Raw genomic sequence first — 25,738 nt, forward strand, 5'->3', positions numbered from 1 at the left:
AGCATGCCTCCTTGCCGGTGCGGCCTCATCGCACCACACATACCTACCTGATACCGATCCACTGTCCCCATTTGGCATCATTGAGCGCGCACTAACCCGTAAAACCTTTTCAGTACCGGATGTAGTTACTGGCACGTGATTATTGGACAGTCACTGATCCTTTCATGCCACCTTCCAGGTGCCCGGGTTTCAGACAAGCGATGTCAACCACACCTGCGTTGGTAAACGACCAGGTCACCGTACCAGCCCCATTGGTATCGAGCGATATCGAATTGGGTTCATCATGCTCCATTCCCGGAAACTTCTTCATCAGTTCGTGATGCTCTTTGATCTCTTCGGCAGAACCCAAAACGAACTCATGTGCAAGTTTGCCTTGGTTCACGACATAGAACTGTATCGTTTCACCAGCAACAACCTCGAAACTATCGGGTATGAATCTCATGGTGTCATCCATAACCACAGAGATAACACGATCCACTGAATTGGCATCACCCGGTTTGCCAATACCACTGTCGTGATGAGCTTCATCAGCATGGCTATCGTCATGCCCATGCCCCTCTGACACCTGATGGCCCCCTTCCGAGTGGTGATCCTCATCCTCGCCATCCGACTCGTGACTCATGGAGCATCCCGTCATGATCAGCATCGGAGCCAGTAGTGCGAAGACAAGGATTGGATGACGCATAGTTGAGATATCGTTTGGCAATGGGGATGGGGTGAGCGCTTATCAGCACCGTCGCATCGAAGCCTAGTGTTTGCAGATGTCGCCTTGCCAACAGTCAGATTACTTTTTTGTCAGCTGAGAAGAGCGTCGCCTGAGGCCTCTGAGCCCAGACCTCAATGCCGATACCGTTTGTCGGTGTTTTGTAATCCTGGTGCAACTCAACTGCAAACTGCATAGGGCAACATCAGTCCCTGTTGTGCCGCTATGTATGATTGTGGCACCTACTCTGCTGGCTTATCCCTGATCATCAACAAAAACACAGCGAACCCATGCTCTTGACAATACAGCACCATCAACCGATCAAATCACCAGGCAAATTACTCACGCTGGCACTGTCGACAGCCTCTCTGGGGATCGCTGCAATGAGCCCCGTTCTCGCTGATTCTCATGCAACAACACAGTCCACGCCCAGTGCTCTGGACTATGAATCTGCGTTGACAGGTTACAAGTCGCTGGATGGCGATGAGCGCACAGACTGGAAACAGTCCAACGATACCGTTGGCAAGATCGGTGGATGGCGCAGCTATGCCAACGAGGCGTATCAGGCGAACCAGGCTGACGCCAAAGCGCAGAGTGATGCCAAGCTCCTTGTTGAAGGGTCGAGCAAGCTTCAGGAGCCTGCTGCTGCCCCCACACCAGATACCGATAGCAAACACATGGATACCACCTCGGTCGCATCCAGCAACACGAAAATGACGCCCATGCAGGACGATTCGCAAACACAGCTTGATGTGCAATCCAACACATCCCCGCTGACGATGAACTACCAGTCGGCAATGACGAGCTACCGTCTCTATGACGACAACCCTCCGGGAGACTGGAAAGCGGCCAATGATCGTGTCAGAGAAATCGGTGGCTGGAGAGCCTACGCACAAGAAGCCTACGAGGCTTCCAAACGAGATGCTCAGGCGCAGGCTGAGTTCGAATCCGGGGCCGGGACCGGAGACTCACAATGAAACTGACACAAAGACGGATTACCAGGCCACTGAGCATTGCTTTTCTGACAACCACGGTATTGAGCGGTTGTGCCACCTTTGACGTCAATGAATCCATTGGCTGGACGAATGAGGAGGCGGCGACGTTCACGGGGGGCAATCTGGAACTCGCCCGTACCGCTGGCCAACGCGCTGCACGTACCGAGGCGGCCACCGCCTTGCTGGCAGAACCACTGACACGTGACAGCGCGGTGCAACTGGCCCTTGTCAATAGCCCCACCATTCAGGCCTTGATCGCACGCAGCTGGGAGACCGGGGCGAGTGCGGCGCAAACAGGCCGTATCCCCAACCCGGTTTTCTCGTTTGAACGCCTGGTCTCTGACGACAGCCAGACCAAGGATCTGGAACGCTTTATCGCTTTCGGATTGCTGGATGTACTGCTGCTGCCAATGAAAAAAGGGGTTGCGGAACGCGGCATGGAGAGTGCCCGGGTCAAGCTTACCTCTGATGTTGTCGCCGAGGTCACAGCCGTACGGCAAGCATGGACACAGGCGGTCGCAGCCAAACAACTGGTCGCGTTCGCCGAACAGGTCAGAACCAGTGCCGATGCCTCTGCCGAGATGGGTCGCCGTCTGGAGAGCGTCGGCAACTTCAGCCGCCTGGAAAGAGCACGCCAGCAGGTGTTCTACGCCGATGCCACCATGCAGCTGGCAACCACTCGTCACGAAGCGGTGGTAGCCAGAGAAAAACTGATTCGCGCACTGGGGCTCGATGACAGGCAGCTAGCGATGCTCAAGCTGCCTGAGCGACTGCCCGATCTTCCTGCTCAACCCATACTGCCCGGCGAGGCCACCCAGACGCTTGGCGACAGACGCCTGGATGTGCGGATGGCCAAAGCCTCGCTTGATCGCGCCGCCCGCGCACAAGGCATCACCAACATAACCTCCTTTACCGATATCGAGGTGGGCTATCGCGAAACAAAAGCGACCGGGCCTGAGGAATCAGAGGAGCTGAGCGGCTATGAAGTCGAGATCAGTCTGCCTTTGTTTGATTGGGGGAACATGAGACGCGATGCCATGAGTGCGCAAACGCTCGCTGCTGGCAACGAATATGCGGCAACACTTCGAAATGCTTCTTCCAGCCTGCGCGAAACCTACTCGGCCTACCGCACCAGTTTTGATCTGTCCAGCTTCTACCGTGATGAGGTGGTCCCGCTGCGTACCCTTATCTCCGAAGAGAACGTCATGCAGTACAACGGCATGCTGATTGGCGTCTTCGAGTTACTCGCCGACTCACGCACACAAACCTCATCGATCATGTCGGCGATCGAGGCATCCGAACAATTCTGGATGGCCGATGCCGCCCTGCAAGCAGCCATGATGGGTCGCCCCATGGATGCCTCCGTCGGCACGATGGCGGCAGCCGGTGGTGGCGAAGAGGCAGGCCACTAGCGTGCTGAGCCTCGCCCCGACAACAACATCAAGATCAGCGCTACAGGGCAACATAGCCTGGAGCGCGTTGATCGCCTACTCAATTCACACGGATATCGATCTGACATGAGTTCAAGACGTGATTTCATGAAGTACGCCTCCATGACCGGCGGGGCTGTGGCAGCAGGCAGCGTCAGTCGCAACCTGATGGCAGCCTTGCCTGAGGCAGTCATTCAAACAGAGGTGAGCACCATGCCACCGCTGTTTCCAGACAGCGGTCCAGACTACAACCCGGTGGTCACCCCCAACGGTTGGACCCTGCCTTTTCGTATGCGCAACAACGTCAAGGAATTCCACCTGATTGCAGAGCCTGTGGTTCGAGAAATGACGTCTGGCTTCAACGCCAACCTGTGGGGCTACAACGGCCAGAGCCCCGGACCCACAATCGAGGTTGTCGAAGGTGACAGGGTACGAATCTATGTGACCAACAACCTGCCCGAACACACCAGTGTTCACTGGCATGGACAACGGCTGCCCAATGGTATGGACGGTGTCACAGGTTTGAATCAGCCTGCAATTCCTGTGGGCAAGACCTTTGTTTACGAATTCGTGGCAAAACGCCCCGGCACGTTCATGTACCACCCCCACGGTGATGAGATGGTGCAGATGGCGATGGGCATGATGGGCTCCTGGGTCACGCACCCCAAAGGCAAGAACAATCTGATCAGCGATGTTGATCGGGATTTTTGCGTCATCATGAATGCCTACGACATCGTGCCCGGCGCTGCAACGCCCAAGATCATGACCATGCTGGATTTCAACCTGTGGTCCTGGAACAGTCGGATCTTCCCCGGCATTGACTCGTTCAACGTGCGCCAGGGTGACAAGGTGCGCATGCGATTCGGCAACCTGACCATGACCAACCACCCTATCCATCTGCATGGCCACGAGTTTGTCGTCTCAGGAACCGACGGTGGACCGGTTCAGACATCGGCACGTCAGTGGGAGGTGACCACCGATGTCGCCGTGGGCCAGATGCGACAGTTTGAGTTTGTTGCCGATGAGCTAGGCGACTGGGCCTTTCATTGCCACAAGAGTCACCACACCATGAACGCCATGGGGCACGATGTACCCACCATGATCGGTGTGGATCATTCGGGCATGGCCCAGCAGATCGGTAGCGTCATACCTGACTATATGGTGATGGGCGAGCGCGGCATGGCCGACATGACCGAAATGGAGATGCCCATACCGGACAATACGGCCAATATGATGACAGGCGACGGCCCGTTTGGCTCGGTGGAGATGGGCGGCATGTTCTCCATGCTCAAAGTACGAGCAGATCAGCCTCGTGGTGACTACACAGACCCAGGATGGTATGAACATCCTCCGGGCACGGTGGCATGGGAATACACGGGCGAACTGGACCAGCCAGAGCGCTTCAAATCCGAAGTGTCATCCTCGAATATGGCCCCTGCACCACCCACAGAGAGCGTCGAGATTGATGTCAGAAAGCCAAGACGCCGACTCGGTTAGGCAGCGGAACCATTCACACACCAGAGACCTGATCATGACAAAAACTGTACTTACGGCACTAGCGCTTGTTGCCGCCCTATCTGCACCTGCTGTTTACGCCCATGGAACCAAGGCCGGGAAAGACGATCACAAGGCGTCTACGGACGTGGTCAAGGAACAAAAACCATGGGGGATCGCAGGCGATGCCACGCAGGTATCACGCACCATTGACGTTTCGATGATGGACAGCATGGAGTTCCAACCCAGCTCACTGACGATCAAACAGGGTGAGACCATTCGTTTCATCGCAAACAACCAGGGGCAGGTACTGCACGAATTTGTACTCGGAACCTCGGCGACCAATGACGAACACGCCAAAATGATGATCAAATTTCCGGGCATGGAACACGATGAACCCTATATGGCTCATGTCGGGCCCGACGAACAAGGCGAAATCATATGGACCTTTAATCAAGCAGGTGATTTTGATTTTGCCTGTCTTATCGCCGGGCATTACCAGGCTGGCATGCGAGGAACTATTTCGGTGCTCTCGGGCAGCTGACTCAGTCTTGTTACCCAGCGGTATCAGGTAACTGCATTACTCACTAACACACACAATCAAACAGAAACCATTCATACATGAAGATCCGAACACTACTATTACCTATTACGCTGCTTACAGCCATTTTCACCACAGCTGCAGTATTCGCCGAAGGCGATCATCCGATGACTGAGGGTGTCGTCAAGAAGGTCAACACCAGTACTGGCAAAATCACCATCAAGCATGGACCCATCGTCAACCTGGATATGCCTCCGATGAGCATGGTGTTTACAGTTCAGGACGCTGCCATGTTAGAAGGGTTTGCAAAAGGTGATAACGTGAAATTCTACGTTATCGACAAGGATGGCAAGATGGTCATCGAAGAGCTTGAAAGCGCCAACTGAGCGATTGTTCGCGCAGGCGTCTATATAGTATTTGGCAACAGGTGCATAGAGAGAAATTCACACTCTCTGTGCGCAGAACTTCCTGCTCTATAGCCATCTTGTGCTTTGCGTGTTTGCAATCAGTGCCGTTCTCAAAACAGATATCGCACTGGTTCTCGGTGATTTCACTCGCAGCGGGTGAATCGGTTCTATTGGTCACAACCGGTGCCTTGAGCACCAGTCACTGGATGCTGGCAGCCTTTGTGGGCATGTCAAAACCACTGGGCCGTTTACCGTTTGCCACACTGTTCGGTGCCTACAGCCTGTTCGTCATGGCGGTTCTGACTACCTCGCTGTTTTTCATACCCTTGTTGGCTCGTATCAAGCCTGCTCCGGTGGTCATGAATCAATAGAGGCTGGCATTTCGGGGGTTGCTGGCTCATGAGCACAGCCCTGGGCCACCTGCACACTCCTTGGTCATCAATAGATCGAACATTCAATCACAAACAATCATATTAATGATTGTTTGTGATTGTAATTTCTGTATACTCGATCGAAATCTTGCTCTATTGGACTTCAGGGATGACGAAAAGTGAACGTTTCACATCCATACGTAAACATCTCTACAGCACAACCTACAGCTCCGTTCATGCCATAGCGACAGCCGTCGGCGCCTCCTTGGCCACCGTTCGTCGTGACCTGCAAGAGCTGGAACAGGCCGGTGTGATCATTCGTGAGCATGGCGGTGCCAGCATCTCGGAAAGTGTTGAAATCGAGGTAGCTTTCGAGCAGCGTGTTCAGCACAACCTGCTTGCCAAGCGGGTCATTGCAGATGCTGCCTATCGGGAAATTCTGCCCCACAGCTCCATATTTCTGGATGCGGGCACCACCGTCTACCAGCTGGCTCGACGTATCCGTCTGGAGCCCTTCCCGGTCAACATCTTCAGTAACTGTATATCGGTTGCCCAGGAATTCTCGAACATCGATGGTGTGAGCGTGACACTGCTGGGTGGACGAGTGCGCCCGGAGAATGCCTCAATGGTCGGTAGCATCGCTGAGCAGACGCTGGACCAGTTGTGGTTCGATCACTTGTTTCTGGGCTGTGGTGCGATTGCGGATGATGGCTGCATCTACGGTGTTGATGCTGATGAGTCGCGCCTGAATCAGAAGATGTTAACGCGGGCAAGCAAAAAACACCTGTTGGTCGACTCCAGCAAATTCGGTCGTCACCTGACCTATCGCGTCGCCGAATTAGGCGATGACATCAACCTCTTTACCGACTCGAACCTGGACGCTTTATGGTCTGAAAAGCTTGAAGAGAAAGGCGTGCATGTCACCATCGTCTATCTTCCTGCCGCAAATGAAGACAAGCTCGATGCCACGCAATGAGCATCGTAGCCGGCATTGATAGCGGTGGTACCAAAACCATCTTCGCCGCCTGTGACAAGAACGCCAAAGTCACCTCTTTTCATTTGGTCGATAGCATCGCCCCCACACCCAATGCACCTTGGGTCGGCAAATTCGAAGACCTGCTGTCGCTTGATAGCTCTGTTGTCAATGACGCTGAACGCTTAGTGCTGGGACTGCCTTTTCATGGCGAAGATCAGGCCTACAGCGAGCATCAAAGCGAAACAGTCAGGCGCTGTCTTGGTGATCGGGCCGTTGTACAAAACGATGTACACATCGCTTTTGATGGCGCTTTGGCAGGAAGCGCAGGCGTTTTAGTACTCGCGGGTACAGGCTCCATGGCCTGGGGAAGTTTGAATGGCCCGAATGACAGGCATTTTCGAGTCGGCGGCTGGGGAGAGACCATCGGCGATGAAGGCAGCGCCTTCTGGATTGGTCGATCGGCATTACAGACCCTGTCAAGGCACCTGGATGGTCGAGAGACAGCGGCTGAGTTTTCACAACATATCCTGAGCGATCTTGGCATTGAGCCCACCCAGCTACACAGCTGGATACACAGCTCCAAGGAGCCACGCAAACACGTTGCAACGCTTGCGATCATCGTCTCAAAGCTGAGCCAATCGGGCAATGCAACAGCGCATACGATACTGACGCAGGCAGCAGATCATCTGGCTGAGCACGTTCTGACGCTATGGCGTCAGCTCAAGACAGACAAACCTTTGGCTTGGAGCTATGCAGGCGGTGTATTCAACAGCCCCTACATAGTGGAACGACTACAGGAGCGTTTGAGCAGCGCCCCTCTATTACCACGACTACCTCCGATTGGAGGTGCGCTACTGCAAGCTTCGCACAAGGCAGGCTGGTCAATTGATGATGCCTGGATCTCGCAACTTGCACTGTCGCTCGAAGCCAGGCTCAAAACCACATCCAACTGATAGGGACATAAGTAATGCGTTATCCAAAAGCAGGAAGTACGTTTCTGGTTGCAGCCATTGCAGCCACTCAACTGATGGGTGCAGCACCGACGTGGGCTGCCGACGATAAACCATTTGATGGACAGACCTTGTCTGTTCTACTGCCACCCTGGGGCACGCTACCCAAGGATATGACAGACCAGTTCACTGCCGATACGGGAATTTCTCTGGATGGTCAGACCTTGGGATGGGATGAGATTCGAACAAAGATCGTCACCTCGATGATCGCCAATACAGCACCGGCCAGCGCCGTTGAAATCGATTGGTCATGGGTGGGCCAGTTCGGGGCTGCAGGCTGGTTCCAGCCACTGGATGGCCTGGTCGATGCAGCCGCCATCAAGGATGCCCCGACAGCCAAGATCTTTGTCTACGATGGAGCCCAGCTGGCGGTGCCCTACAACAATGACTTTCGCATCCTGATCTACAACAAGGCGCACCTGAAGCAAGCTGGCATCAGCGCGCCACCCACCACCCCGAACGAGATGCTCGAGGCTGCCCGCACCATTAAGGCTGAAGGTATCGCAGACTATCCAATCGGCTTGCCATTGTCCGCCACCGAAGGCAGTGCCACCGCCTGGTATCTACTGACCAAGGCCTTTGGTGGTGATCTGTTTGATGCCGATTTCAACCCCTTGTTCACCACACCCGATTCTGCCGGGTACAAGGCCATGGCTTTCGAGATCGAAGCGCTTAACGAAGGGCTCATCAGCCCAGCGGCTACGGGTCTGAAAGATGTCGACATCCAGGAGCTGTTCAAAAATGGGCAGACCTCATTTGATGTAGCAGGCTGGGCAGGTTCTATTTCGGTCTACGAGGATCCGGAAAAATCAACAGTTGCAGGTGATGCCGCACTGGCACTCATGATTTCAACCACCGGTACGCCACGCTCATTCGGTCTGCCAGAGGCGGTCGGTATTCCATCAAACGCCAAGAATCCGGGTGCAGCAGCTGCATTTATAGACTGGATCCAGACTGCCGAGACTCAAATCGGTGCCTACCACTCGCTGGGCAATCTGCCGCCACGTCTGAGTGTCCTGGAGACGCTCAATACTGCCGGCGAATTGAAAGATGGCGACATTCTGCTTGAGCAAGCCGCATTCGCAGAGCCGCTGTTTGCACAAGGGACACCAGGCTGGTACCCGGAGTTCTCGGCCGCGGTTGCAAGCAACCTGAACCTGGCTGCCAAGGGTCAGATCAGCGTGCAAGAAGCCGTTGATCGCATCGCCGATCAAGCTACTGCAGCGATGCAATAAGCGCTGAATCCAGCAGAGGCCACAGACACCATGAACACAATACGAGAAAAACTGTGGCCTCTACCCAAGCTGAAGGCAAGCCTTCTGGGCTGGGGCTATGTCGCCCCGGCGCTGCTGATCATGGGCGCCCTGGTGCTTTGGCCCCTGGCCTCGACAATCTGGGATAGCTTCTACAGCGTCAACCCCATGAAGGTAGGCAAGCCCTTTGTTGGCCTGGACAACTATATAAACCTGCTCTCCGATCCCAATGTCCGACAAGCATGGAGCAACACTTTCCTCTATGTGCTTTTCACGGTCGTCATCGAAACCGTTCTGGGTGTCAGTGCTGCCTTGCTGTTGAACAAGGTCAAGTTCGGCCGAAGCTGGCTGCTGGCGGCACTGATACTGCCCTGGTGTCTACCTCCGGTAGTCAATGCCATCGTCTGGGGCTGGATCTTCAATCCAAGCTATGGCGTGCTGAACAACGCCTTGCTTTCCATGGGCGTCATTAGTGAAAACAAGGTCTGGTTCAATGAGCGCCTGTCGGCACTGTTCATGATCTCTGTGGTACATGCCTGGCGCATGATGCCTCTGACTGCCATTATCATACTGGCAGCCCTGCAAAGCATTCCAAAAGAGCTTTATGAAGCGGCGAAACTGGATGGCGCCGGTGCTATCAAGATGTTCCGCAAGATCACTCTGCCACTGATCGCCAGCGGACTGGCCATAGCCCTGAGCCAGTCAACGGTTTTCGCCTTCAACATGTTTGACGAGGCGTGGATCATGAATGGCACCGGCTACGACACCCGCTCGGTCATGATACAGGTGTATATGTCGGCCTTCCAGAATCTGAAATTCTCCTACGGGATGGCTCTGTCAATCATGGCCATGCTCGCCTCTCTGATCATCTCCGCCGTGTATGTACTGCGTGTCTATCGTGAAACGAGGTTCGACTGATGTATTCACCCACTTTGAAGATATTTGCGGGTCGCGCCGGACTTTGCCTGGCCGTATTGGTGCTGCTGCTCTGGTCAATAGGTCCGGTCTACTGGTCGCTGGTGACCAGCCTGACGCCCCCCAATGATCTGGTATCAGCAGAGCTGCATCTGTGGCCACAGACGCTGACGTTCGAGCACTACAATAAGCTGTTCGGGGCAACCAGCCAGTCACAGGGCAATGAGGTGCAGTCGGTATGGCCGCAGTTTTCACGCGCCTTTTTCAACAGCATTGTTACCTCTGTAGGGGCCACACTGCTGACGGTAGTGATTGCCGCCTTTGGTGCCTACGCCTTTGTCCGGTTCAGCTTTCCCGGTCGCGACATACTGTTCTTCATTGTCGTGGCAACCATGGCAATTCCGGCCTACACGGTCATGATCCCGCTTTATCGGCTGATGATCTCTGTGTCGCTGATTGACACCATGACAGGCGTTATTCTGATTTATGTCTCAGCCTTTCTGCCACTGGCCTTGTGGCTTATGCGCAGCATCTATCAGGCCATTCCCATCTCTCTTGAGGAGGCCGCCTATCTGGATGGCGCCGGTAAAACCCATACCTTGATCAAGATCATTCTGCCTATCGCAGCCCCTGGTCTGATCGCTGCGGCCATTCTTACTTTCCTGAATGCCTGGGGTCAGTTCATGGTGCCACTGGTCTTCTCACCCACGCTGGCAACAAAACCACTGACCGTGCTTATCCCTGAGTTCGTGACCCGCAACTATATCGACTACGGTTTGATGAACGCGGCAGGCATCATTGCCGTGGTGCCCCCCATATTGCTGGTGATTTTCCTCAACCGGTTTCTGGTCAGCGGCTTGATGGCAGGTGCGGGAAAATAACGCTCCCCGCGCACATCAGAACACCTTAACCGCCGCGCCGGGCAATACACAGGTGCAGGCCACTCTACACACTTGCACTTGCGTGCTCTTTGGAAAAGGATAGAACTTTGGCCAAGCTGGAAATATCACAACTGAAGAAGCGTTACGGTCGGGTCGAGGTGATCCATGGCGTCGACATGACGGTTGAGGATGGCGAGTTTGTCTCGCTGATCGGCAGCTCGGGATGTGGTAAATCAACCATGTTGCGCATGATTGCAGGCCTGGAATCGGTGAGCTCGGGGAGCATGTCGCTCGATGGGCGGCTGATCAATAGCGTTGAACCCAAAGATCGTGATATCGCCATGGTCTTCCAGAACTACGCACTGTACCCTCACCTGAGCGTTGCACAGAACATGGGGTTCAGTCTCGAACTTCGCAAAGTGCCCAAGAAAGAGGCAGCCATTGCGGTTGCCAAAGCGGCAGAGATGCTGGGTCTGACCCCCTACCTGGACCGAACACCCAAAGCACTGTCAGGTGGTCAGCGTCAGCGGGTGGCCATGGGGCGTGCCATCGTGCGCAATCCTCGCTTGTTCCTGTTTGATGAACCGCTGTCAAATCTTGACGCCAAACTGCGAGTACAAATGCGCATGGAGATCAAGGCGTTGCAAAAGCGCCTGGGCACAACCTCGATTTACGTCACCCACGACCAGGTCGAGGCGCTGACCATGTCCGATCGCGTGGTTCTGCTCAACGCCGGACGTGTCGAACAGATCGGCACGCCGATGCAGGTCTACAAACGTCCTGCAAACGTATTTGTTGCAACCTTCATCGGATCCCCTGCAATGAACCTCTTGTCAGGCACCCTGTTGCGCGACGCTGATCAGTGCTTTGCCAAGGTGGATGGAAAAACGTTTGCCCTGCCCGAATGCGAAGGCGTTGCCGATGGAACAAGCATCAAACTGGGTGTGCGGCCCGAGCACCTGAGAATTGTCGATGGCCCTGATGCTCAAGACACGTTCAATATGAGCGTTGAGGTGGTTGAGACAACGGGCGCGGAAACCCATGTCTATGGCTGCCTGGGGGCTGACAACATGACGGTCACCCTGGATGGTGAAATATCCCCCACAGTGGGTGAGACGATCCGCTTGCAATCCCCCACAAAAACTCTGCACGTGTTCGATGCCGCCAGTGGCGCACGACTCAATTCCTGAAGAATGCACACCCAGCCCTTAGGGCTCGTGAAATATATAGCTAATTATTTCACAAACCCTTAGTGCAGCTGAACTTAACAATGAGAGAAAAGGAGAGAATAATGTCCCCGACCTTAACCAGTATCACTGGTCAATTCGACTATTGGCGCGACGCCAATATGCCTGCGCCACTGCCCCCGGCAGAGGGTGTGCGGATCATCATCGGCTGCGGCACATCCTACAACCTTGCCCTTGCCGTGGCAGCGGCGATGAATGCTTGCGGCTTGCACGCCTTGGCGGTACCGGCCGGTGAGTGGACGATACGCTCCCATGCCTATCTGGCCAAAGGGGTGAAGATCGACTGTGTCATCGCCCTGTCTCGCAGTGGCGAGACCACTGAAACGGTTCAAGCAACAGCTGCCAGCAATGCCCGTGGCCAGAAAACCATCGGTATAACCTGTGCGCAAGATTCTGCATTGAGCACCGTGGCACAAACAGCTATTGAGTTTGCAACCCATTCAAGTGAAGGCATCGTCATGACCTGCTCTGCCAGCCTGATGCTTCTGGCAGGCTACGCACTGGCAGGCCTGAGCATCGATGATGCCCTGGCAACACAGGCGCAAGCCGCACTTCAAGCTCTGGATGCGATACCGCCCAGTGCTTATTCAGAACGAACCCATTTTGTCTTTCTAGGTGGTGGTGCCCACTACGGTGTCAGCCTGGAAGGTGCCCTGAAGCTGCAGGAAATGGCCATCTGCTATACACAGGGTTTCCATCCCGGAGAATACCGTCATGGGCCTGTTAGCCTGGTTGACCAGCGTACGGCTGTGATCATGCTGTATCACACTGATACCTGTGAAGAAGAGGCGCTACTGGTCAAGGAATTACAGGCAAAAGGTGCCTGGGTACTGGGTCTTGGCGGCCCCGGTGATGCCTCTATCAACGTAACGAGCGTCGGCGATCTGTCCGGCGCCGAAGTGCTACCGGCCTTACAACTGCTCGGGGAGCGCTATGCACAGGCACACCGAATCGATACAAGCACACCCCGTCATCTGACAAAAGTCGTCATGTTGGATTCAGAATGATGCAGCCATTGAACACCTTGCTGGATCTTCCGGCACAACATACAGCGGGCCATCGTACAGGGATCACCTCGATATGCAGCGCGCATCCCCTGGTCATAGAGGCAGCGCTTCTAGAGGCTGCAGATACAAGCGGCACAGTTCTGATCGAAGCCACCTGTAACCAGGTCAATCAGGACGGCGGTTACACCGGTATGAACCCGGCCGGGTTTCGTGATTTTGTGCTCAATATCGCGGCCAGCATCGGCTTTCCGGCTAAGAATATTCTGTTCGGTGGTGATCACCTCGGCCCCAATCCCTGGCGTAAATTGCCAGCCGCCGAAGCAATGGAAAAAGCCTGTGTGATGACGGCAGCTTATGCGCAAGCAGGGTTTTCAAAGATCCACCTGGACGCCAGCATGGCCTGTGCCGACGATCCTGACCCCTTGCCCGCCACAACGATTGCGCAACGCGCCGCCCGACTTGCCCAGGCCGCTGAGACCGCCGCAAGTTCAGCGGGTCACCCGATGCCCGCCTATATCATCGGCACCGAGGTCCCAGTGCCCGGTGGTGCCGCCGAGGAGCTTGATGTGCTGATAGCGACCACCTGTGATGACACCACAGAGACACTGAACCTGCACCGTGAGGCGTTTCATGCAGCAGGCCTTGATGAGGCGTTCCAGCGCTCAATCGGACTGGTCGTCCAGCCCGGGGTTGAGTTCGGGCATGCCAATGTCATCCATTTCGACAATGAGGGTGCGCAGGATCTGGCCAGCTGGCGTGATGCACAAGAGCGTGTTGTGTTCGAGGCTCATTCAACGGACTACCAGACACCTCAGGCTTTGCACCAACTGGTTAGCGGTGGCTTTGCGATCCTCAAGGTCGGACCGGCTCTCACCTTTGCACTACGTGAAGCCTATTACGCCCTGGATCAGATCGCCGGAGAATTATCCACCGATTATCAGGCAGGAGCACTTCGGGCAAGTCTGGAGCAGCTCATGATCCGCAAGCCTGAATATTGGGAAGATTACTACCGCGGCTCTGAGACACACAAGCACCTGCTCCGGCATTTCAGCTACAGCGATCGTATCCGCTATTACTGGACCGACCCGGATGCCCTCAAGGCCGTAGAGCAGCTTTTCCAGACTCTTGAGGGCGTGCAGATCCCCGAGACTCTGGTGAGCCAGTACCTACCACAGCTCTACCGCTCTGTTGCGCTGGGCACCGCATCCAGCCTGGGGCGGGATCTGGTGCTCGCCAACGTACGCACCGCCATTGCCCCCTACACGGCCGCCTGCCAGCCAGACAACAAACAGGCTCTTGCCTGACGTCCGACCCACAGCCGGTGAATATCGCTTGTTCGCCGGCTACCGCCCAGCCCGTCGCGTCGCGGTGGCAAATGGGCCAACGGCGAGCCATGCGTACCGAGCTGCACACTTGAACACCACTAAAAACCCTCTTGCAGCGCACCACAGAGATTCTGTAGTGCCTTTTAATTCAGTTATTATTAAAATTCACAAAACCAGTGAATATCTTATCTTGTTGTTTACACTGATATTTATAAATTTCTCAGGTTTTTACGTGAAACTGTTCCGTTTGATGTTGCAATGCAAAATGATTAGCCCCATAATTCATTTCAACAGGGCAGGCAACTGTCTGTATGACCAACCGGAGCCAGACCATGAAAAACGTATTCGAAAACCTGAACCTGACTGACAGCATGAACGAGCAAATCAAGCAGCTGACAGACATGCAATCCAACGCCCTTGAGCCAATGCGCGACTTCGCAACACTGGCTGCCGATGCTCTTGAGCAAATTGCTCGTCAGAACTACGCTGTTATTGGTGACGTTCTTGAATTCTCTACCAAGCAAGCCCATCTGCCTATGTCCAGTGATAACGTGACAGATGTGACTTCAGCCCAGGCAGATGAAGCCAAGGCGCTGGTAGAACTGTTGAACAGCCGTGCGGCTGAATACACAGAAATCGTACAGCAGTTTTCAGCCAAGGCGAAAGAAGCCGCTGAAAGCGCTTCAGCCTCTTTCAAGTAAATCGACCACTGGCGCTGTAACCCAACGCCATTGATTGCAAGCCAAATTTATTACCGTAGGCTTACGATAGCCGGTTAATCTGAATTGCCGGTTATCGTGAGTTAGAACCTACCCACATCAGGAGTCAAAACAGATGAAATCCATAAACGAACAATTTGCAGAAATGCAGAAAAAGACACTCGAAAGCCTTGAGCCCATGCAGAACATGAATGCAGTGGCTGCAGAAGCATTTGAACGTATCGCTCGCAAGAACTACGAGCTGATGGGTGAGCTGGTTGACTACACTGTTGCTCAAGTGAAGACACCTGCTGATCCTACCAACCTTCAGGAAGCCTACGAGCAACGTACAGCTGAAGCCAAGGCATTTGCTGAAAAAGTCAATGCCAGCGCCGCAGAATACGTAACGCTTGCTACTGAACTGGGTGAAATGGCGAAAGCCAAAGCCGCTCCTGAAGCAAAGAAAAAAGCGGCTCCTGCCAAGTCCAAGTAAGTAACCGCGCTTTATTGTTCGATCGTAGTCAAACTTGCCAGCAACACGGATTTTTCATCCTGTTGCTGGCAAGTCAGTTTTCGTGCAAGTAAGCTTGCGCCAATTATCGGCAATGACACCTTAGAGAAGGTTGCGGTGCAAAGTTGCAATCGGCTCGATCAGCAACCCCCTTCGTCATAGCCCTAGAATTGCACCTTGTCGCCACCTTTGAGCGCCAGAATTTCACGTGCTTCATCAGGTGTTGCAACCTCACAGCCCAGATCTTCGATAATTCGTTTTATCTTGGTCACCTGCTGTGCATTATTGGCGGCAAGTTTTCCTCGAGATATAAGCAAGCTGTCTTCGAGCCCAACACGCACATTGCCACCCATCTGACTGGCCGTCGTTGCCAGGGACATCTGAACACCACCGGCACCCAGAACCGACCAGCGATAGTCATCACCAAACAAACGGTCGGCTGTCTGTTTCATGAAGATCAGGTTTTCCACTTCCGGGCCAATGCCGCCAAGAATGCCGAAGATGAACTGAATGAATATCGGTGCCTTGAAAAGGCCGATATCCATGCAGAATCTCAGGTTGTAGAGATGACCAACGTCGTAGCATTCGTGCTCGAATTTGATCTGATGAGGTTCCAGCGTTCTGGCTACTTTCTCGATATCGTTGAATGTGTTGCGGAATATGTAAGTATCAGAGTTTTGTACATACTCTTTCTCCCAGTCAAAATTCCATGTGTCATAGCGCTTGGCAAGTGGGTGGAACGAAAAATTCATCGAACCCATATTCAAGGAACACATTTCGGGTGAGAACTTGAGCACCGGAGCTATACGTTCCTCGATAGAGGTCTTCAGGCTGCCACCGGTAGAGATATTGATGACAGCATCTGTCGACTCCTTTATTTTTGGCAAGAAGGCGGCAAAGTGATCCGGATTGAGTGAGACCGAACCGTCCTCTGGATTGCGTGCATGCAGATGCAACACTGATGCCCCGGCTTGTGCCGCAGCAGTTGCCTGTGCAGCAATGTCTTCAGCCGTGTAGGGCAAGGCGCTCGACATGGTGGGCGTGTGAATAGCACCGGTGATAGCGCAAGTGATGATGGTCTTTTGTCGTGCCATTGTCATTCTCCCTTGTTGCTGGATGTAGATTCGACTCGATAGCCGAGTGGAAAGAGTTGCAGGTCAAATCGGCTACGAATCAGCCCCCAGAGTCCTTTGGGAGCCACCAGCATGATCGCAATCGCCACTACCCCAAGCAGGATCAGATAGATTGTTCCCAAATCTGCCATGGTTTCACGCAAGGCAAAGAACACCAGGGTGCCGATGATGGGTCCTTCTACCGTACCGATTCCGCCTATTACGACGATAAAGATGACAAACGCTGTCCAGTCGTTCACCGCAAAGGCTGCATCAGGTGAGATTCGCAGTTTTTGCAAAAAGATCAGTGCACCGAGCACCGCCGTCAGAGATGAGGCCGCAACATAAACCAGAAACTTGGTTCGCCAGATATTGATACCCAGTGAACCGGCTGCCAGCTCATTGTCTCTAATGGCGGTCAGTGCCAGCCCTTTGCGGGATCGCAGCGTGAATACCACGGTGAGTATGACAATCACGACGGCCGCCAAGGCCAGCCAGTAACTGAGCGATTCGCGTGATGAGCGTGATGCAGACAATGACTTGACGATGGCAACCGGAAGCGAACTGCCGGAGCCTCCCCCCAGCGCTGAAACCTGTGCAAAACTGAGACGGAAGACTTCGGCCATGACCCAGGTGCCAATAGCGAAATAGGCACCACGCAGACGAAACATCAGAGCTGCAACCGGAACTGCAATGATGGCCCCAAGAACACCTGCCATGGCAATGGCTGCCAGCGGATGCAAGCCTCCGAACATGGTCAGGGCAAACAGCATGTAACCGCCAAACCCGACATAAGCCTGCTGACCGACGGATACCAGGCCTGCATAGCCTGCCAGCAGGTTCCATAGACTCGCCAAGGCCAGATAGAGAAAGATCTCTCCCAGTAGTCGCATCTCGGCCCGCCCCGCCCACCACGGCACCGTCACCAGAACGACAATCAGCAAGACGGCCAACAACATGGAGATGTGAGTAGCGGTAGAACTTCGGGTCACTCGGTAATGGGTATTCATTCGCTCATCCTCGGGAACAGCCCATTCGGACGAATGGCCAGAATGATCAGAAAAACAATATGGCCAGCCAGCAATTGCCATCCGGGGTTGATCAATGCCCCCAGTGTCTGGGCAACACCGAGTATCACACCACCTGCCAACGTGCCCCATAGATTGCCCAGACCGCCAATGATGACGGCCTCAAAGCCGAATATGAGTCGACTACCGCCAACCGCCGGATCAAAACTTGTGCGGATTCCAAGCAACAAGCCGGCAATCGCCGTCACCGCCAGTGACAATGCCAGAGCCAGTCCATAGATATGATGCTTGTTGAGCCCCATCAGCTGGGCTATGTCCTGATTGTCCGAGACTGCGCGAAAGGCGCGACCCAACGCAGTCCGGTAAAATATCCATTGCAGCCCGGCAATGACCGCAATGGCGATGACAAACGTCAGTAGCGGCAACACACCAAGAGACACCGTACCGATCTTGACGCTCGCCGTTTCCAAGGCTCCCGCTCCCATTTTCTGAGGATCAGCCGAGTACACATTGAGCAAGACATTCTGGATGATGACGGATAGACCGAAGGTCACCAGCAAGGGGGATAACAGATCGCCACCCAGGGTGCGGTTCAGCACAACGCGCTGCAGAACATAACCCAGCGCTGCCATAACCGGGATGACGACAATCAACGCGAGCAGTGGATGCATACCAAATGCAACAGTGGTACTCAGGCCCAGATAGGCGGCCAGAATGATCAGATCACCATGCGCGATATTAACCAGCCGCATGACACCGAAAATCAGTGATAACCCGGCCGCAAACAAGGCGTACAAACCACCCAGAAGCGTACCTTGAATGACTGCATTTACCCATTCCATAATCAGGATATCCCAAAGTAGGCGCGTGATATGTCCTCACGCGAGACGCTGGATGAATTGCCCTGCAAGGAAACTCTTCCCTCCTGCAGGCAATACACACGTGAAGAGACAGACAGTGCTTTGGTAATGTCCTGCTCTACAATCACGGCTGTCATGCCATCCTGAACGATGCCCGGCAACGCCTCGTAGATATTCTTGATGATGACGGGGGCAAGGCCCAGGCTGATTTCATCAAACAGAATGACACTGGGGTTGGACATCAAAGCTCGGCCAATAGCGACCATTTGCTGTTGTCCTCCCGACAAGGAGGTCGAGGCCTGCTTGCGACGTTCACTGAGCACGGGAAATAGTTCGTAGATAGCATCCAGCGACCAGGGCCCTGCGCGTTTGATGCGCCCTCCGATCAGCAGGTTTTCCTCTACCGTCAGTGATGGGAATAACTGGCGCCCTTCAGGCACCATGGCAATACCGGTGGCAGCTATCTGGTCGGCCCGCAAGCTGCCGATGGCCTGGCCTCGATATTTTACCTGTTCGGATTTGCTTTTGATCAGTCCGACGATTGAACGTAGCAAGGTTGTCTTACCCGCACCGTTGGCACCGATAATGGCAACGACCTCGCCCTCGTTCAATGTCAGACTTACCTTGTACAAAGCCTGAAAATCCTCATAGTAGGAGTCCAGTGCGGTGACGACAAGAATGGGCTCACTCATCTGCTTCAATCCCCATATAGATTTGCTGAACGGCTGCACTGCGCATGATTTGCTGCGGTTCACCATCGGCGATCTGCTTGCCAAAATCGATCACGATCAGCCGATCCACCACAGCCATCAAGGCATGCACGACATGTTCAATCCAGATAATCGAGACACCACTGGCATGGATCTCCTTGATGGTTTCTATCAGTGCGGTACACTCCGCTTCGGTCAGACCCCCTGCTATTTCATCCAGTAATAACAAACTGGGTTCAGCACACAGTGCGCGTGTCAATTCAAGGCGCTTTCTGTCCAGCAAGGTCAGTTGACCGGCCGGTTTGTTGGCTCTGGCCATCAGGCCAGTTTGCTCCAGGACACTCAGGCTCTTTTGCTCGGCCTGACGCCCGGACAAGCCAGCTGCCTGGGTAGAGGCAATCATTGCATTCTCGAATACCGTCATATGACTAAATGGCTGGGGTACCTGAAAACTGCGAGCGATGCCCATCCTTGATCGACGCGCAGCGTTGTAACGCGTCACATCCTGCCCCTTGAACAGGATGCGTCCTTCATCCGGGTTCAAGGTGCCGGTAATCAGATTGAACATGGAGGTCTTGCCAGCCCCGTTGGGGCCGATCACACCCAATGCCTCCCCCTGCTCCAGCTCATAAGTCAGTGAGTCGGCGACAGTAATGGCGCCAAAGGATCTGCTCAGTTGCTGTAATTGAAGTATCTTGCTCATGGACTCAACGTCCTCATTAGCCACAGGGGGTTGCAGGCAGACATGATTTCGTAATCCGCCTACAAGAGTTTCAGTTCACCCGTTACCGGGATCATGGGTGCCTGCTTGTTGGTGACTATCTTCAGGTCGAACTCACCGTTTTCACGCTGCCATTGCCCGGCCACCAGTGGGGTCTTTGAGATATTCTTGACAGGGCCATTGGACCAGTTGACGGGGCCAACAATAGTGTCCATATCGGTGGATGCGATGGCCTCGACAATCGATGCCGGATCGTCCAGATCAGCAGCGCGTTTGATCACATTGGCAACCACTTCAAACAGTGCGTGTTTGAAACCGATCGGTTGCGTCCAGGGACGAGACGATGCCTGACTGTAGCCATTGGCCAGTTCCCCTGCACTAACACCTGTCAGCGAGGAGGCAAAAGGATGGTTGGGTGACCACCAGACTTCTGAGCTCAGACCATCACCCCGATCACCCAGCGATTCGATAACCGAAGGGAATAACAAGGCCTTGCCGATGGTGACAATCTTCGGAGAGAATCCCTGTTGTGCACACTGGGCCCAGAAGGTTGCAAAGTCGGGCGGAATCATATTACCCGTGACAATTTCACAGCCTGCAGCCTTGTAGGCGCTGATCATGTTGGAAAAATCCTGTGACATTGGCGAGTAACGACCCGGGTCGGTCAAGGCATAGCCGGCAGCAGCCAATGGTTTGGGCAGGCCTAATTCAGCATCACCCCAGGCATTGCCATCCGCATCATTGGGAAACAGACCGGCAACGCTCTTGTTCACACCCGCGCCATCCCACATGTCGAGAAAATTGGCAATCACATCTTCAAGGCCCCAGAAGAAGTGAAAGGTGTTTTCGAAACCAACTGCCGGATCACCATTTCGTCCAAAGAAATAGGGCTGCCACGGGCAGTCAGTTGTAATGCAGGGAACTTCATTGATCTCGGCCTGATCCGCTACCGGATTAGTCGTATCGGGCGTAGATGCGGCAACCAGAATGTCCACTTCATCTGAAAGAATCAGATCGGCAGCCACTTCGGCGGCGCGGTTGGGATTCGACTGGCTGTCCTTGGAGATGATCGATAGCTTCCAGTTCTTGCCGTTGTTTTCAAGCCCTGCATTGAATGCCTGCTGGATAGCCTCTAGCACATAGTCATCGGCTTCGGCAAAACTTGCCAACGGACCTGTACGAGGACTGACGTGACCAATGCGCAGAGTTGGTGTCTCCGCATAGGCGCGAGTATTTTTCAATATGGCAGGGGCTGCAAACGCAGCTGCAGTACCACGGATAAGAAAATCACGCCGGGAAAGGTCATGACGACTTGTACGCGGCTTGGGTGATGACTTCATGCGTAATCCTCACTGGGTTTGAATGTGGGTGGTGGTGTTTGTGGCTTGCTTGTTATTGATCTGATCTATCTGACTTTCTCTATTTCTCTATTGCCCTACTAATACTTGTTTCCAGCACTGATTCAGTCAGGCAGGATCTTTTCCAGACGCTGCAGATGTTGATTGACACGATCACGGCTTGCCTGTGCATCCTCGGTACTCCAACGACGAAAGCCTTCACCGGATTTCATGCCCAACTTGCCATCGGCAACCAGTTTTTCCAGATAAGGTGAGGGTCCCTGACGACTCTCCAGATCGAACAGCACGTTTTCATGGATATCCAGAGTCAGGTCTGTCCCGACCAGATCCGCATTCTCCAATGGACCCAGCACAGCCAGCCGACGGCCGAAGCTGGACCTGATGACGGTATCAACAGCGGCTGCATCACAGACACCGTTCTCAACCAGGCTGATAGCTTCGCGCCACAGTGCGTGCTGTAAGCGATTACCGATGAACCCGGGAACATCCTTCTCCACCAGGACAGGCGTTTTGCCAACCTCGTGAAGCAGCTCCATCATCGATTGCGCCACTTCATCGTGAGTCCATTGCGTCTTGATGACTTCAACCAGCGGAATCAGGTGCGGAGGGTTCCACCAATGGGTTCCCAGTGCGCGCTCACGCAGATCAAGATTCTGCATGATGAGCGTAATCTGTATGACGGACGTATTCGATGCCAATACTGCATCTGCAGGTGCCAAGGCTTCGATCTGTTTGAAGATATCCTGCTTCAATGCCAGCTTTTCCGGAGCCGCCTCAAAGACAAAGGTGGCCCCCTCCACCGCTTCACCGATCGACTCACAGACACTGATTCGAGCCGTCGATTCAATCACATCAGTCTCAGTACAAGACATCGCCTGCATGCTGTCTGTAATGCGTGACTTGCAACTCTTGCGAGTGGCTGCATCCGGGTCACTGACAATAACCTGATAACCAGCCCTTGCCATGGTCAATGCAATACCGTGCCCCATCAAGCCGGCGCCGATAACACCTATCTGTTTTGTCTTTTTCATGACTTAGCCCGCTGTGTAGCCGCCATCGGCATAAAGTATGTGACCGGTATAAAAATCCGAAGCATTGGAGGCTAGAAACAACAAGGGGCCAGCCAAATCCTCAGGCTCTCCTAATCGCCCCTTGGGCACCCGTGCCAGAAAACCTTCGCGCACCGCCCGTGCCTTGTCGGTGTCATCAAACATCCAGGCTGTCAAAGGTGAACGAAATACAGTCGGTGCTATGGCGTTGACAGTGATACCTGTCGGCCCAAGCTCACAGCCCAGTGCCTTGGTCATGCCATCAACCGCCGCCTTAGAGGCACAATAAGCGGTGTAACCGGCCGGATGACCCAGCAAGCCACGTGCGGATGAAACCATGACTATTTTGCCGCCATCGCCTTGAGCCTTCATCTGACCAGCGGCAGCCCGTGACAGCAACCAGCTTTGCGTCACATTAGCGTCCATCACCGCCGTGAATGTCTCAGGCTCCATATCATTGATCAAGGCAACCTTGTTCATGCCTGATGCCACCACCAGAATATCAAGCCGTCCATAAGCCTTGACGGCCTGCTCGATCAGAGCGCTACAGGCCTGCTCGTCAGTCGGACGTGTGTTGACCGTCGTTACCTCAAAACCACTGGCTCGACATTCTTCGGCGATCTCATCCAGTGCAGACTCATTGCCTGCTGCCAGTACCAACTTGCAACCGGCCCCTCCCAGAATACGGGCGGCCACCATGCCGAATGCACCCGAGGCTCCGGTAATGAGCGCCACCTTGCCACTGACATCGAACATCGACAGCGGGTTCATTAGCGCATTCATGCTGATTTCTCAGGTGGGTAAGGGATGACGACCATCATCGTGCAGATCTCGTTGCACTGGTTCTCGATGGTGCGAACCTCATTGGGAGGGATGGTGCAGCTGTCGTACTTGCCCAGAACCGTTACCTCGCCGTCGATGATCACGCTCATTTCCCCCTCCAGTACAACGTAGACTTTCTCGAACGGTGTCGAGTCTGGCCCTGCACCGCCGCCAGGTAGAAAATGGCTCAATCCGACCCACTGATTAGTAGGTCCCTTGTCCTCAAAACCCTGAAGGCGCAACCCCGTCATATGAAAATGGTTGGGTGCTTCGTACGGTTTTGCATCCGTAAATCGTTTCAGGTGCATGCTGGCCTCCAGGTGTCTGGTCTGACTACTGTGGTGTGTTTGATAAAGGGCTGGCACTTCGTGTGGTGATCAGCCCCGGCTTTAAACCTGTACCTTCCGCCACTTCCATTAATGAAAGCGTTCAGAAGACTTTCTGATCTACTACAGCTAGAAGCTCTCGCCAGCATCGATACGGAACTTCTGACCCTTGTCGATCATGGCAACCAGTCTGATAATACAACCGTCACCCCTATCCCAGTTCCATGGAAAAAATGCAAAGGTGCAACGCTTGCCAGTGACAGCATCCAGATCACCACCAACGTTTTCGATCCCCAGAATGCCGTTCTTGAACAATATGTTGTGTACCGGCTCCCACTCAGGGAAGGCATCTTTCCAGTCAACACCGCCAGACCACTCTTTATATTCTTCAGCCAGATGAGGCATCAAAGGCCCGTTTCGCTGAGGACCGATCGCTGTTGCCAGAGGGTGATCATTGGCTTGAGTATCGTGCCCCACAACCTTGATACCTTTCTCCACCATCCACTCACCCGCCGATTTCACCAGACCCGGGCAATAGGCAAAGTAGTCACCGTCTTCATACTGCTTGTGCCAGCCGGTGTTGATGAGCAGAACGTCGTTCTTGCGAATGACGTGACCACAGGCCTTTTCCAGATCATCTCCGGTGATGGGTTCCCATTTTTTCTTGGGTATCGATACCACGATCCCTGTACCGAAGAAATGCGGTAAAGGAACTTCGTCGATAAACGGTGTGCCCTGCACCACATGGGCTGGCGCATCGATATGGGTTGTGGCGTGCATGGTCGTCGTGATCCGCTGGCTCAACACCCCGGACTTGGCCATGTAGTGAATGCGTTCGATCTTCGTATCTTCAAAATATGGCCAGTTCGGATTCTGGAATCCGAATCGATGACTGAGGTTGTAGAACTCAAGCCCCATGTCGTTATCAGTATTGGCCTGGAAATCAATGCCGCGGATATTGATCATTTCTCAGTGCTCCTGGTTACGCCGATGAACAGGCGTTGATATTGATGATTTGTCTGTACTGTTGTGCCTTGATGTTCACAATACGGTACATTGCAACCATATCGTGGTCAAGTAATAATCACATTACGGATTATTAAAACCACATTGTGGTTTTTAATGAAGGCGTTTCAAACCTGAACAATCATTCCGATTCGCGTGATAAAATCCTTAAATGACTGATATGAAAGATAAAATCAAAAATTCCGAGAAGAATGGCATCCAGGTAATTGCCCGCTCGGCAGCCATATTGAGAACACTTCGTGACCATCCCAACGGTGTCAGCATTGGTCAGATTGCGGTCCATGTCGATTTACCGCGCTCTACGGTGCAACGTATCGTCGGTGCACTGCAGAATGAGCGCCTGATCATCAGTGACGGGCAACGAGGTCACCTGTTCATTGGCCCCGAAGTCAAAGCCATGGCTGATGCCTCTCGATCGGACATCGTGCGCGAGTGCCAACCTTTGCTGGCCGAATTGACCGCCATGACCGGTGAGACAACGGATCTTTCCGTCATGCGATTACAAGGTATGGTGTTCCTGGACCAGGTCATCGGTAAGCATCGCCTGCGCGCGGTATCAGCCGTTGGTGAAATATTCCCGTTCACAACCACCGCCAACGGCCGGGCCTGCCTGGCAAAGTTGACAGATACCCTGGTTCGCAAGCGTGTCACGGCTGAATGGAAACAACAGGATTTTGCCGGTGATATGGAAGAATTTCTGACTCAGCTACAAGAAGTGCGTCGCTCCGGCCTGGCCTATGACATGGGCGAACACACGCTCGGCCTCTCCGCTATCGGTTGTGCATTCAAGGACCGCCTGGGTACACTGCATGCCATTTCGGTTCCGATTCCGACACCGCGTTTTGACGAAGCACGTGAATCGGTGGAAGCCGCGCTGTCAGAGACCGTGAAGCGGCTTGAACTCATGATGACTGATGGTTTGACAGGAACCTGATAATACATATCCCGAATCAGAAACCGGA

28 protein-coding genes are annotated in these 25,738 nt (G+C 53.9%); 17 read left to right on the plus strand and 11 right to left on the minus strand.

Going from position 1 to position 25,738, the window contains the following annotated elements:
- Window positions 1-139: 139 nt before the first annotated feature.
- The gene (locus tag IMCC3135_RS17920; RefSeq protein WP_088918849.1) at window positions 140-685 is read right to left on the minus strand and encodes a cupredoxin domain-containing protein; all 546 of its coding nucleotides are present in this window, start codon (window positions 683-685) and stop codon (window positions 140-142) included.
- Between the two features lie 308 nt (window positions 686-993).
- Here IMCC3135_RS17920 and IMCC3135_RS17925 point away from each other — a divergent pair, with 308 nt between their 5' ends.
- From IMCC3135_RS17925 to IMCC3135_RS18000, 16 genes are all read left to right on the plus strand, one after another.
- Entirely contained in the window at window positions 994-1,680 is a 687-nt protein-coding gene (locus tag IMCC3135_RS17925) for a hypothetical protein (RefSeq protein ID WP_088918850.1), read from the plus strand.
- The gene (locus IMCC3135_RS17930; protein WP_088918851.1) at window positions 1,677-3,110 is read left to right on the plus strand and encodes a TolC family protein; all 1,434 of its coding nucleotides are present in this window, start codon (window positions 1,677-1,679) and stop codon (window positions 3,108-3,110) included. The genes IMCC3135_RS17925 and IMCC3135_RS17930 overlap by 4 nt, the downstream gene beginning before the upstream one ends.
- A gap of 105 nt (window positions 3,111-3,215) precedes the next feature.
- On the plus strand, window positions 3,216-4,625 hold the full coding sequence (locus IMCC3135_RS17935) for a multicopper oxidase domain-containing protein (protein ID WP_088918852.1): 1,410 nt from the start codon (window positions 3,216-3,218) through the stop codon (window positions 4,623-4,625).
- A 34-nt stretch (window positions 4,626-4,659) separates the two neighbouring features.
- The gene (locus IMCC3135_RS17940; protein WP_205737592.1) at window positions 4,660-5,166 is read left to right on the plus strand and encodes a cupredoxin domain-containing protein; all 507 of its coding nucleotides are present in this window, start codon (window positions 4,660-4,662) and stop codon (window positions 5,164-5,166) included.
- A gap of 77 nt (window positions 5,167-5,243) precedes the next feature.
- Complete coding sequence (locus tag IMCC3135_RS17945; protein ID WP_205737593.1) at window positions 5,244-5,549, plus strand: copper-binding protein; 306 nt, start codon at window positions 5,244-5,246, stop codon at window positions 5,547-5,549.
- 158 nt (window positions 5,550-5,707) lie between these two features.
- On the plus strand, window positions 5,708-5,941 hold the full coding sequence (locus tag IMCC3135_RS17950; RefSeq protein WP_157736082.1) for a hypothetical protein: 234 nt from the start codon (window positions 5,708-5,710) through the stop codon (window positions 5,939-5,941).
- A gap of 169 nt (window positions 5,942-6,110) precedes the next feature.
- Window positions 6,111-6,917 carry a DeoR/GlpR family DNA-binding transcription regulator gene (locus IMCC3135_RS17955; protein WP_088918854.1) on the plus strand — a complete coding sequence of 269 codons (807 nt, stop codon included), beginning with the start codon at window positions 6,111-6,113 and terminating at the stop codon, window positions 6,915-6,917.
- Entirely contained in the window at window positions 6,914-7,870 is a 957-nt protein-coding gene (locus IMCC3135_RS17960) for an N-acetylglucosamine kinase (RefSeq protein ID WP_088918855.1), read from the plus strand. The genes IMCC3135_RS17955 and IMCC3135_RS17960 overlap by 4 nt, the downstream gene beginning before the upstream one ends.
- Window positions 7,871-7,884: 14 nt before the next feature.
- Window positions 7,885-9,162 (plus strand): extracellular solute-binding protein, encoded by a 1,278-nt coding sequence (locus IMCC3135_RS17965; protein WP_088918856.1) that lies wholly within the window; start codon window positions 7,885-7,887, stop codon window positions 9,160-9,162.
- Window positions 9,163-9,192: 30 nt separating this feature from the next.
- A complete protein-coding gene (locus IMCC3135_RS17970) occupies window positions 9,193-10,098 on the plus strand; it encodes a carbohydrate ABC transporter permease (protein ID WP_088918857.1) in 906 nt (301 codons plus the stop codon).
- Window positions 10,098-10,976: a carbohydrate ABC transporter permease gene (locus IMCC3135_RS17975; RefSeq protein WP_088918858.1), complete on the plus strand. Its 879-nt coding sequence runs from the start codon at window positions 10,098-10,100 to the stop codon at window positions 10,974-10,976. The genes IMCC3135_RS17970 and IMCC3135_RS17975 overlap by 1 nt, the downstream gene beginning before the upstream one ends.
- A 107-nt stretch (window positions 10,977-11,083) precedes the next feature.
- On the plus strand, window positions 11,084-12,166 hold the full coding sequence (locus tag IMCC3135_RS17980) for an ABC transporter ATP-binding protein (protein ID WP_088918859.1): 1,083 nt from the start codon (window positions 11,084-11,086) through the stop codon (window positions 12,164-12,166).
- A gap of 101 nt (window positions 12,167-12,267) precedes the next feature.
- Complete coding sequence (locus IMCC3135_RS17985) at window positions 12,268-13,230, plus strand: SIS domain-containing protein (protein WP_088918860.1); 963 nt, start codon at window positions 12,268-12,270, stop codon at window positions 13,228-13,230.
- Complete coding sequence (locus IMCC3135_RS17990) at window positions 13,227-14,534, plus strand: D-tagatose-bisphosphate aldolase, class II, non-catalytic subunit (RefSeq protein ID WP_088918861.1); 1,308 nt, start codon at window positions 13,227-13,229, stop codon at window positions 14,532-14,534. The genes IMCC3135_RS17985 and IMCC3135_RS17990 overlap by 4 nt, the downstream gene beginning before the upstream one ends.
- A gap of 353 nt (window positions 14,535-14,887) precedes the next feature.
- Window positions 14,888-15,256: a phasin family protein gene (locus IMCC3135_RS17995; RefSeq protein WP_157736083.1), complete on the plus strand. Its 369-nt coding sequence runs from the start codon at window positions 14,888-14,890 to the stop codon at window positions 15,254-15,256.
- 133 nt (window positions 15,257-15,389) lie between these two features.
- Window positions 15,390-15,746 (plus strand): phasin family protein, encoded by a 357-nt coding sequence (locus IMCC3135_RS18000; protein ID WP_088918863.1) that lies wholly within the window; start codon window positions 15,390-15,392, stop codon window positions 15,744-15,746.
- A gap of 182 nt (window positions 15,747-15,928) precedes the next feature.
- On the opposite strand, the gene kce is transcribed toward IMCC3135_RS18000, so the two are convergent.
- The 10 genes from kce to IMCC3135_RS18050 form a co-directional block, all read right to left on the minus strand.
- Window positions 15,929-16,858: a 3,5-dioxohexanoate:acetyl-CoA acetone transferase gene (gene kce, locus IMCC3135_RS18005; protein ID WP_088918864.1), complete on the minus strand. Its 930-nt coding sequence runs from the start codon at window positions 16,856-16,858 to the stop codon at window positions 15,929-15,931.
- A 2-nt stretch (window positions 16,859-16,860) separates the two neighbouring features.
- Entirely contained in the window at window positions 16,861-17,886 is a 1,026-nt protein-coding gene (locus IMCC3135_RS18010) for a branched-chain amino acid ABC transporter permease (protein ID WP_088918865.1), read from the minus strand.
- The gene (locus IMCC3135_RS18015) at window positions 17,883-18,746 is read right to left on the minus strand and encodes a branched-chain amino acid ABC transporter permease (protein ID WP_088918866.1); all 864 of its coding nucleotides are present in this window, start codon (window positions 18,744-18,746) and stop codon (window positions 17,883-17,885) included. Before IMCC3135_RS18015 ends, IMCC3135_RS18010 begins: the two co-directional genes overlap by 4 nt.
- 2 nt (window positions 18,747-18,748) lie before the next feature.
- Window positions 18,749-19,456: an ABC transporter ATP-binding protein gene (locus IMCC3135_RS18020; protein WP_088918867.1), complete on the minus strand. Its 708-nt coding sequence runs from the start codon at window positions 19,454-19,456 to the stop codon at window positions 18,749-18,751.
- The gene (locus IMCC3135_RS18025) at window positions 19,449-20,177 is read right to left on the minus strand and encodes an ABC transporter ATP-binding protein (protein WP_088918868.1); all 729 of its coding nucleotides are present in this window, start codon (window positions 20,175-20,177) and stop codon (window positions 19,449-19,451) included. Before IMCC3135_RS18025 ends, IMCC3135_RS18020 begins: the two co-directional genes overlap by 8 nt.
- 59 nt (window positions 20,178-20,236) lie before the next feature.
- Window positions 20,237-21,535, minus strand: a complete 1,299-nt coding sequence (locus IMCC3135_RS18030; RefSeq protein WP_088918869.1) for an ABC transporter substrate-binding protein — start codon at window positions 21,533-21,535, stop codon at window positions 20,237-20,239.
- 122 nt (window positions 21,536-21,657) lie between these two features.
- Window positions 21,658-22,584, minus strand: a complete 927-nt coding sequence (locus tag IMCC3135_RS18035; RefSeq protein ID WP_088918870.1) for a 3-hydroxyacyl-CoA dehydrogenase family protein — start codon at window positions 22,582-22,584, stop codon at window positions 21,658-21,660.
- Window positions 22,585-22,587: 3 nt separating this feature from the next.
- A complete protein-coding gene (locus tag IMCC3135_RS18040) occupies window positions 22,588-23,385 on the minus strand; it encodes an SDR family NAD(P)-dependent oxidoreductase (protein WP_088918871.1) in 798 nt (265 codons plus the stop codon).
- The gene (locus tag IMCC3135_RS18045; RefSeq protein WP_088918872.1) at window positions 23,382-23,732 is read right to left on the minus strand and encodes a cupin domain-containing protein; all 351 of its coding nucleotides are present in this window, start codon (window positions 23,730-23,732) and stop codon (window positions 23,382-23,384) included. The genes IMCC3135_RS18040 and IMCC3135_RS18045 overlap by 4 nt, the downstream gene beginning before the upstream one ends.
- A gap of 147 nt (window positions 23,733-23,879) precedes the next feature.
- Complete coding sequence (locus IMCC3135_RS18050; RefSeq protein WP_169727482.1) at window positions 23,880-24,716, minus strand: cyclase family protein; 837 nt, start codon at window positions 24,714-24,716, stop codon at window positions 23,880-23,882.
- 220 nt (window positions 24,717-24,936) lie between these two features.
- Here IMCC3135_RS18050 and IMCC3135_RS18055 point away from each other — a divergent pair, with 220 nt between their 5' ends.
- Window positions 24,937-25,710, plus strand: a complete 774-nt coding sequence (locus IMCC3135_RS18055) for an IclR family transcriptional regulator (protein WP_169727483.1) — start codon at window positions 24,937-24,939, stop codon at window positions 25,708-25,710.
- Window positions 25,711-25,738 lie beyond the last annotated feature (28 nt).

The organism is Granulosicoccus antarcticus IMCC3135, from assembly GCF_002215215.1.
In the GTDB taxonomy this organism is placed as follows: Bacteria; Pseudomonadota; Gammaproteobacteria; order Granulosicoccales; family Granulosicoccaceae; genus Granulosicoccus; species Granulosicoccus antarcticus.

Excerpts from the sequence above, each read along its gene's own strand:
- IMCC3135_RS18045 (WP_088918872.1), bottom strand. The coding sequence starts at position 23,732 with ATGCACCTGAAACGATTTACGGATGCAAAACCGTACGAAGCACCCAAC.
- IMCC3135_RS17970 (WP_088918857.1), top strand. The coding sequence starts at position 9,193 with ATGAACACAATACGAGAAAAACTGTGGCCTCTACCCAAGCTGAAGGCA.
- IMCC3135_RS18010 (WP_088918865.1), bottom strand. The coding sequence starts at position 17,886 with ATGAATACCCATTACCGAGTGACCCGAAGTTCTACCGCTACTCACATC.
- IMCC3135_RS17930 (WP_088918851.1), top strand. The coding sequence starts at position 1,677 with ATGAAACTGACACAAAGACGGATTACCAGGCCACTGAGCATTGCTTTT.
- IMCC3135_RS18020 (WP_088918867.1), bottom strand. The coding sequence starts at position 19,456 with ATGAGTGAGCCCATTCTTGTCGTCACCGCACTGGACTCCTACTATGAG.
- IMCC3135_RS17985 (WP_088918860.1), top strand. The coding sequence starts at position 12,268 with ATGTCCCCGACCTTAACCAGTATCACTGGTCAATTCGACTATTGGCGC.
- IMCC3135_RS17975 (WP_088918858.1), top strand. The coding sequence starts at position 10,098 with ATGTATTCACCCACTTTGAAGATATTTGCGGGTCGCGCCGGACTTTGC.
- IMCC3135_RS18025 (WP_088918868.1), bottom strand. The coding sequence starts at position 20,177 with ATGAGCAAGATACTTCAATTACAGCAACTGAGCAGATCCTTTGGCGCC.
- IMCC3135_RS18050 (WP_169727482.1), bottom strand. The coding sequence starts at position 24,716 with ATGATCAATATCCGCGGCATTGATTTCCAGGCCAATACTGATAACGAC.
- IMCC3135_RS17965 (WP_088918856.1), top strand. The coding sequence starts at position 7,885 with ATGCGTTATCCAAAAGCAGGAAGTACGTTTCTGGTTGCAGCCATTGCA.
- IMCC3135_RS17995 (WP_157736083.1), top strand. The coding sequence starts at position 14,888 with ATGAAAAACGTATTCGAAAACCTGAACCTGACTGACAGCATGAACGAG.
- IMCC3135_RS17960 (WP_088918855.1), top strand. The coding sequence starts at position 6,914 with ATGAGCATCGTAGCCGGCATTGATAGCGGTGGTACCAAAACCATCTTC.
- IMCC3135_RS17925 (WP_088918850.1), top strand. The coding sequence starts at position 994 with ATGCTCTTGACAATACAGCACCATCAACCGATCAAATCACCAGGCAAA.
- IMCC3135_RS17990 (WP_088918861.1), top strand. The coding sequence starts at position 13,227 with ATGATGCAGCCATTGAACACCTTGCTGGATCTTCCGGCACAACATACA.
- IMCC3135_RS17935 (WP_088918852.1), top strand. The coding sequence starts at position 3,216 with ATGAGTTCAAGACGTGATTTCATGAAGTACGCCTCCATGACCGGCGGG.
- IMCC3135_RS17955 (WP_088918854.1), top strand. The coding sequence starts at position 6,111 with ATGACGAAAAGTGAACGTTTCACATCCATACGTAAACATCTCTACAGC.
- IMCC3135_RS18000 (WP_088918863.1), top strand. The coding sequence starts at position 15,390 with ATGAAATCCATAAACGAACAATTTGCAGAAATGCAGAAAAAGACACTC.
- IMCC3135_RS17945 (WP_205737593.1), top strand. The coding sequence starts at position 5,244 with ATGAAGATCCGAACACTACTATTACCTATTACGCTGCTTACAGCCATT.
- IMCC3135_RS17920 (WP_088918849.1), bottom strand. The coding sequence starts at position 685 with ATGCGTCATCCAATCCTTGTCTTCGCACTACTGGCTCCGATGCTGATC.
- IMCC3135_RS17940 (WP_205737592.1), top strand. The coding sequence starts at position 4,660 with ATGACAAAAACTGTACTTACGGCACTAGCGCTTGTTGCCGCCCTATCT.
- IMCC3135_RS18055 (WP_169727483.1), top strand. The coding sequence starts at position 24,937 with ATGAAAGATAAAATCAAAAATTCCGAGAAGAATGGCATCCAGGTAATT.
- IMCC3135_RS18040 (WP_088918871.1), bottom strand. The coding sequence starts at position 23,385 with ATGAATGCGCTAATGAACCCGCTGTCGATGTTCGATGTCAGTGGCAAG.
- IMCC3135_RS18015 (WP_088918866.1), bottom strand. The coding sequence starts at position 18,746 with ATGGAATGGGTAAATGCAGTCATTCAAGGTACGCTTCTGGGTGGTTTG.
- IMCC3135_RS18035 (WP_088918870.1), bottom strand. The coding sequence starts at position 22,584 with ATGAAAAAGACAAAACAGATAGGTGTTATCGGCGCCGGCTTGATGGGG.
- IMCC3135_RS18030 (WP_088918869.1), bottom strand. The coding sequence starts at position 21,535 with ATGAAGTCATCACCCAAGCCGCGTACAAGTCGTCATGACCTTTCCCGG.
- kce (WP_088918864.1), bottom strand. The coding sequence starts at position 16,858 with ATGGCACGACAAAAGACCATCATCACTTGCGCTATCACCGGTGCTATT.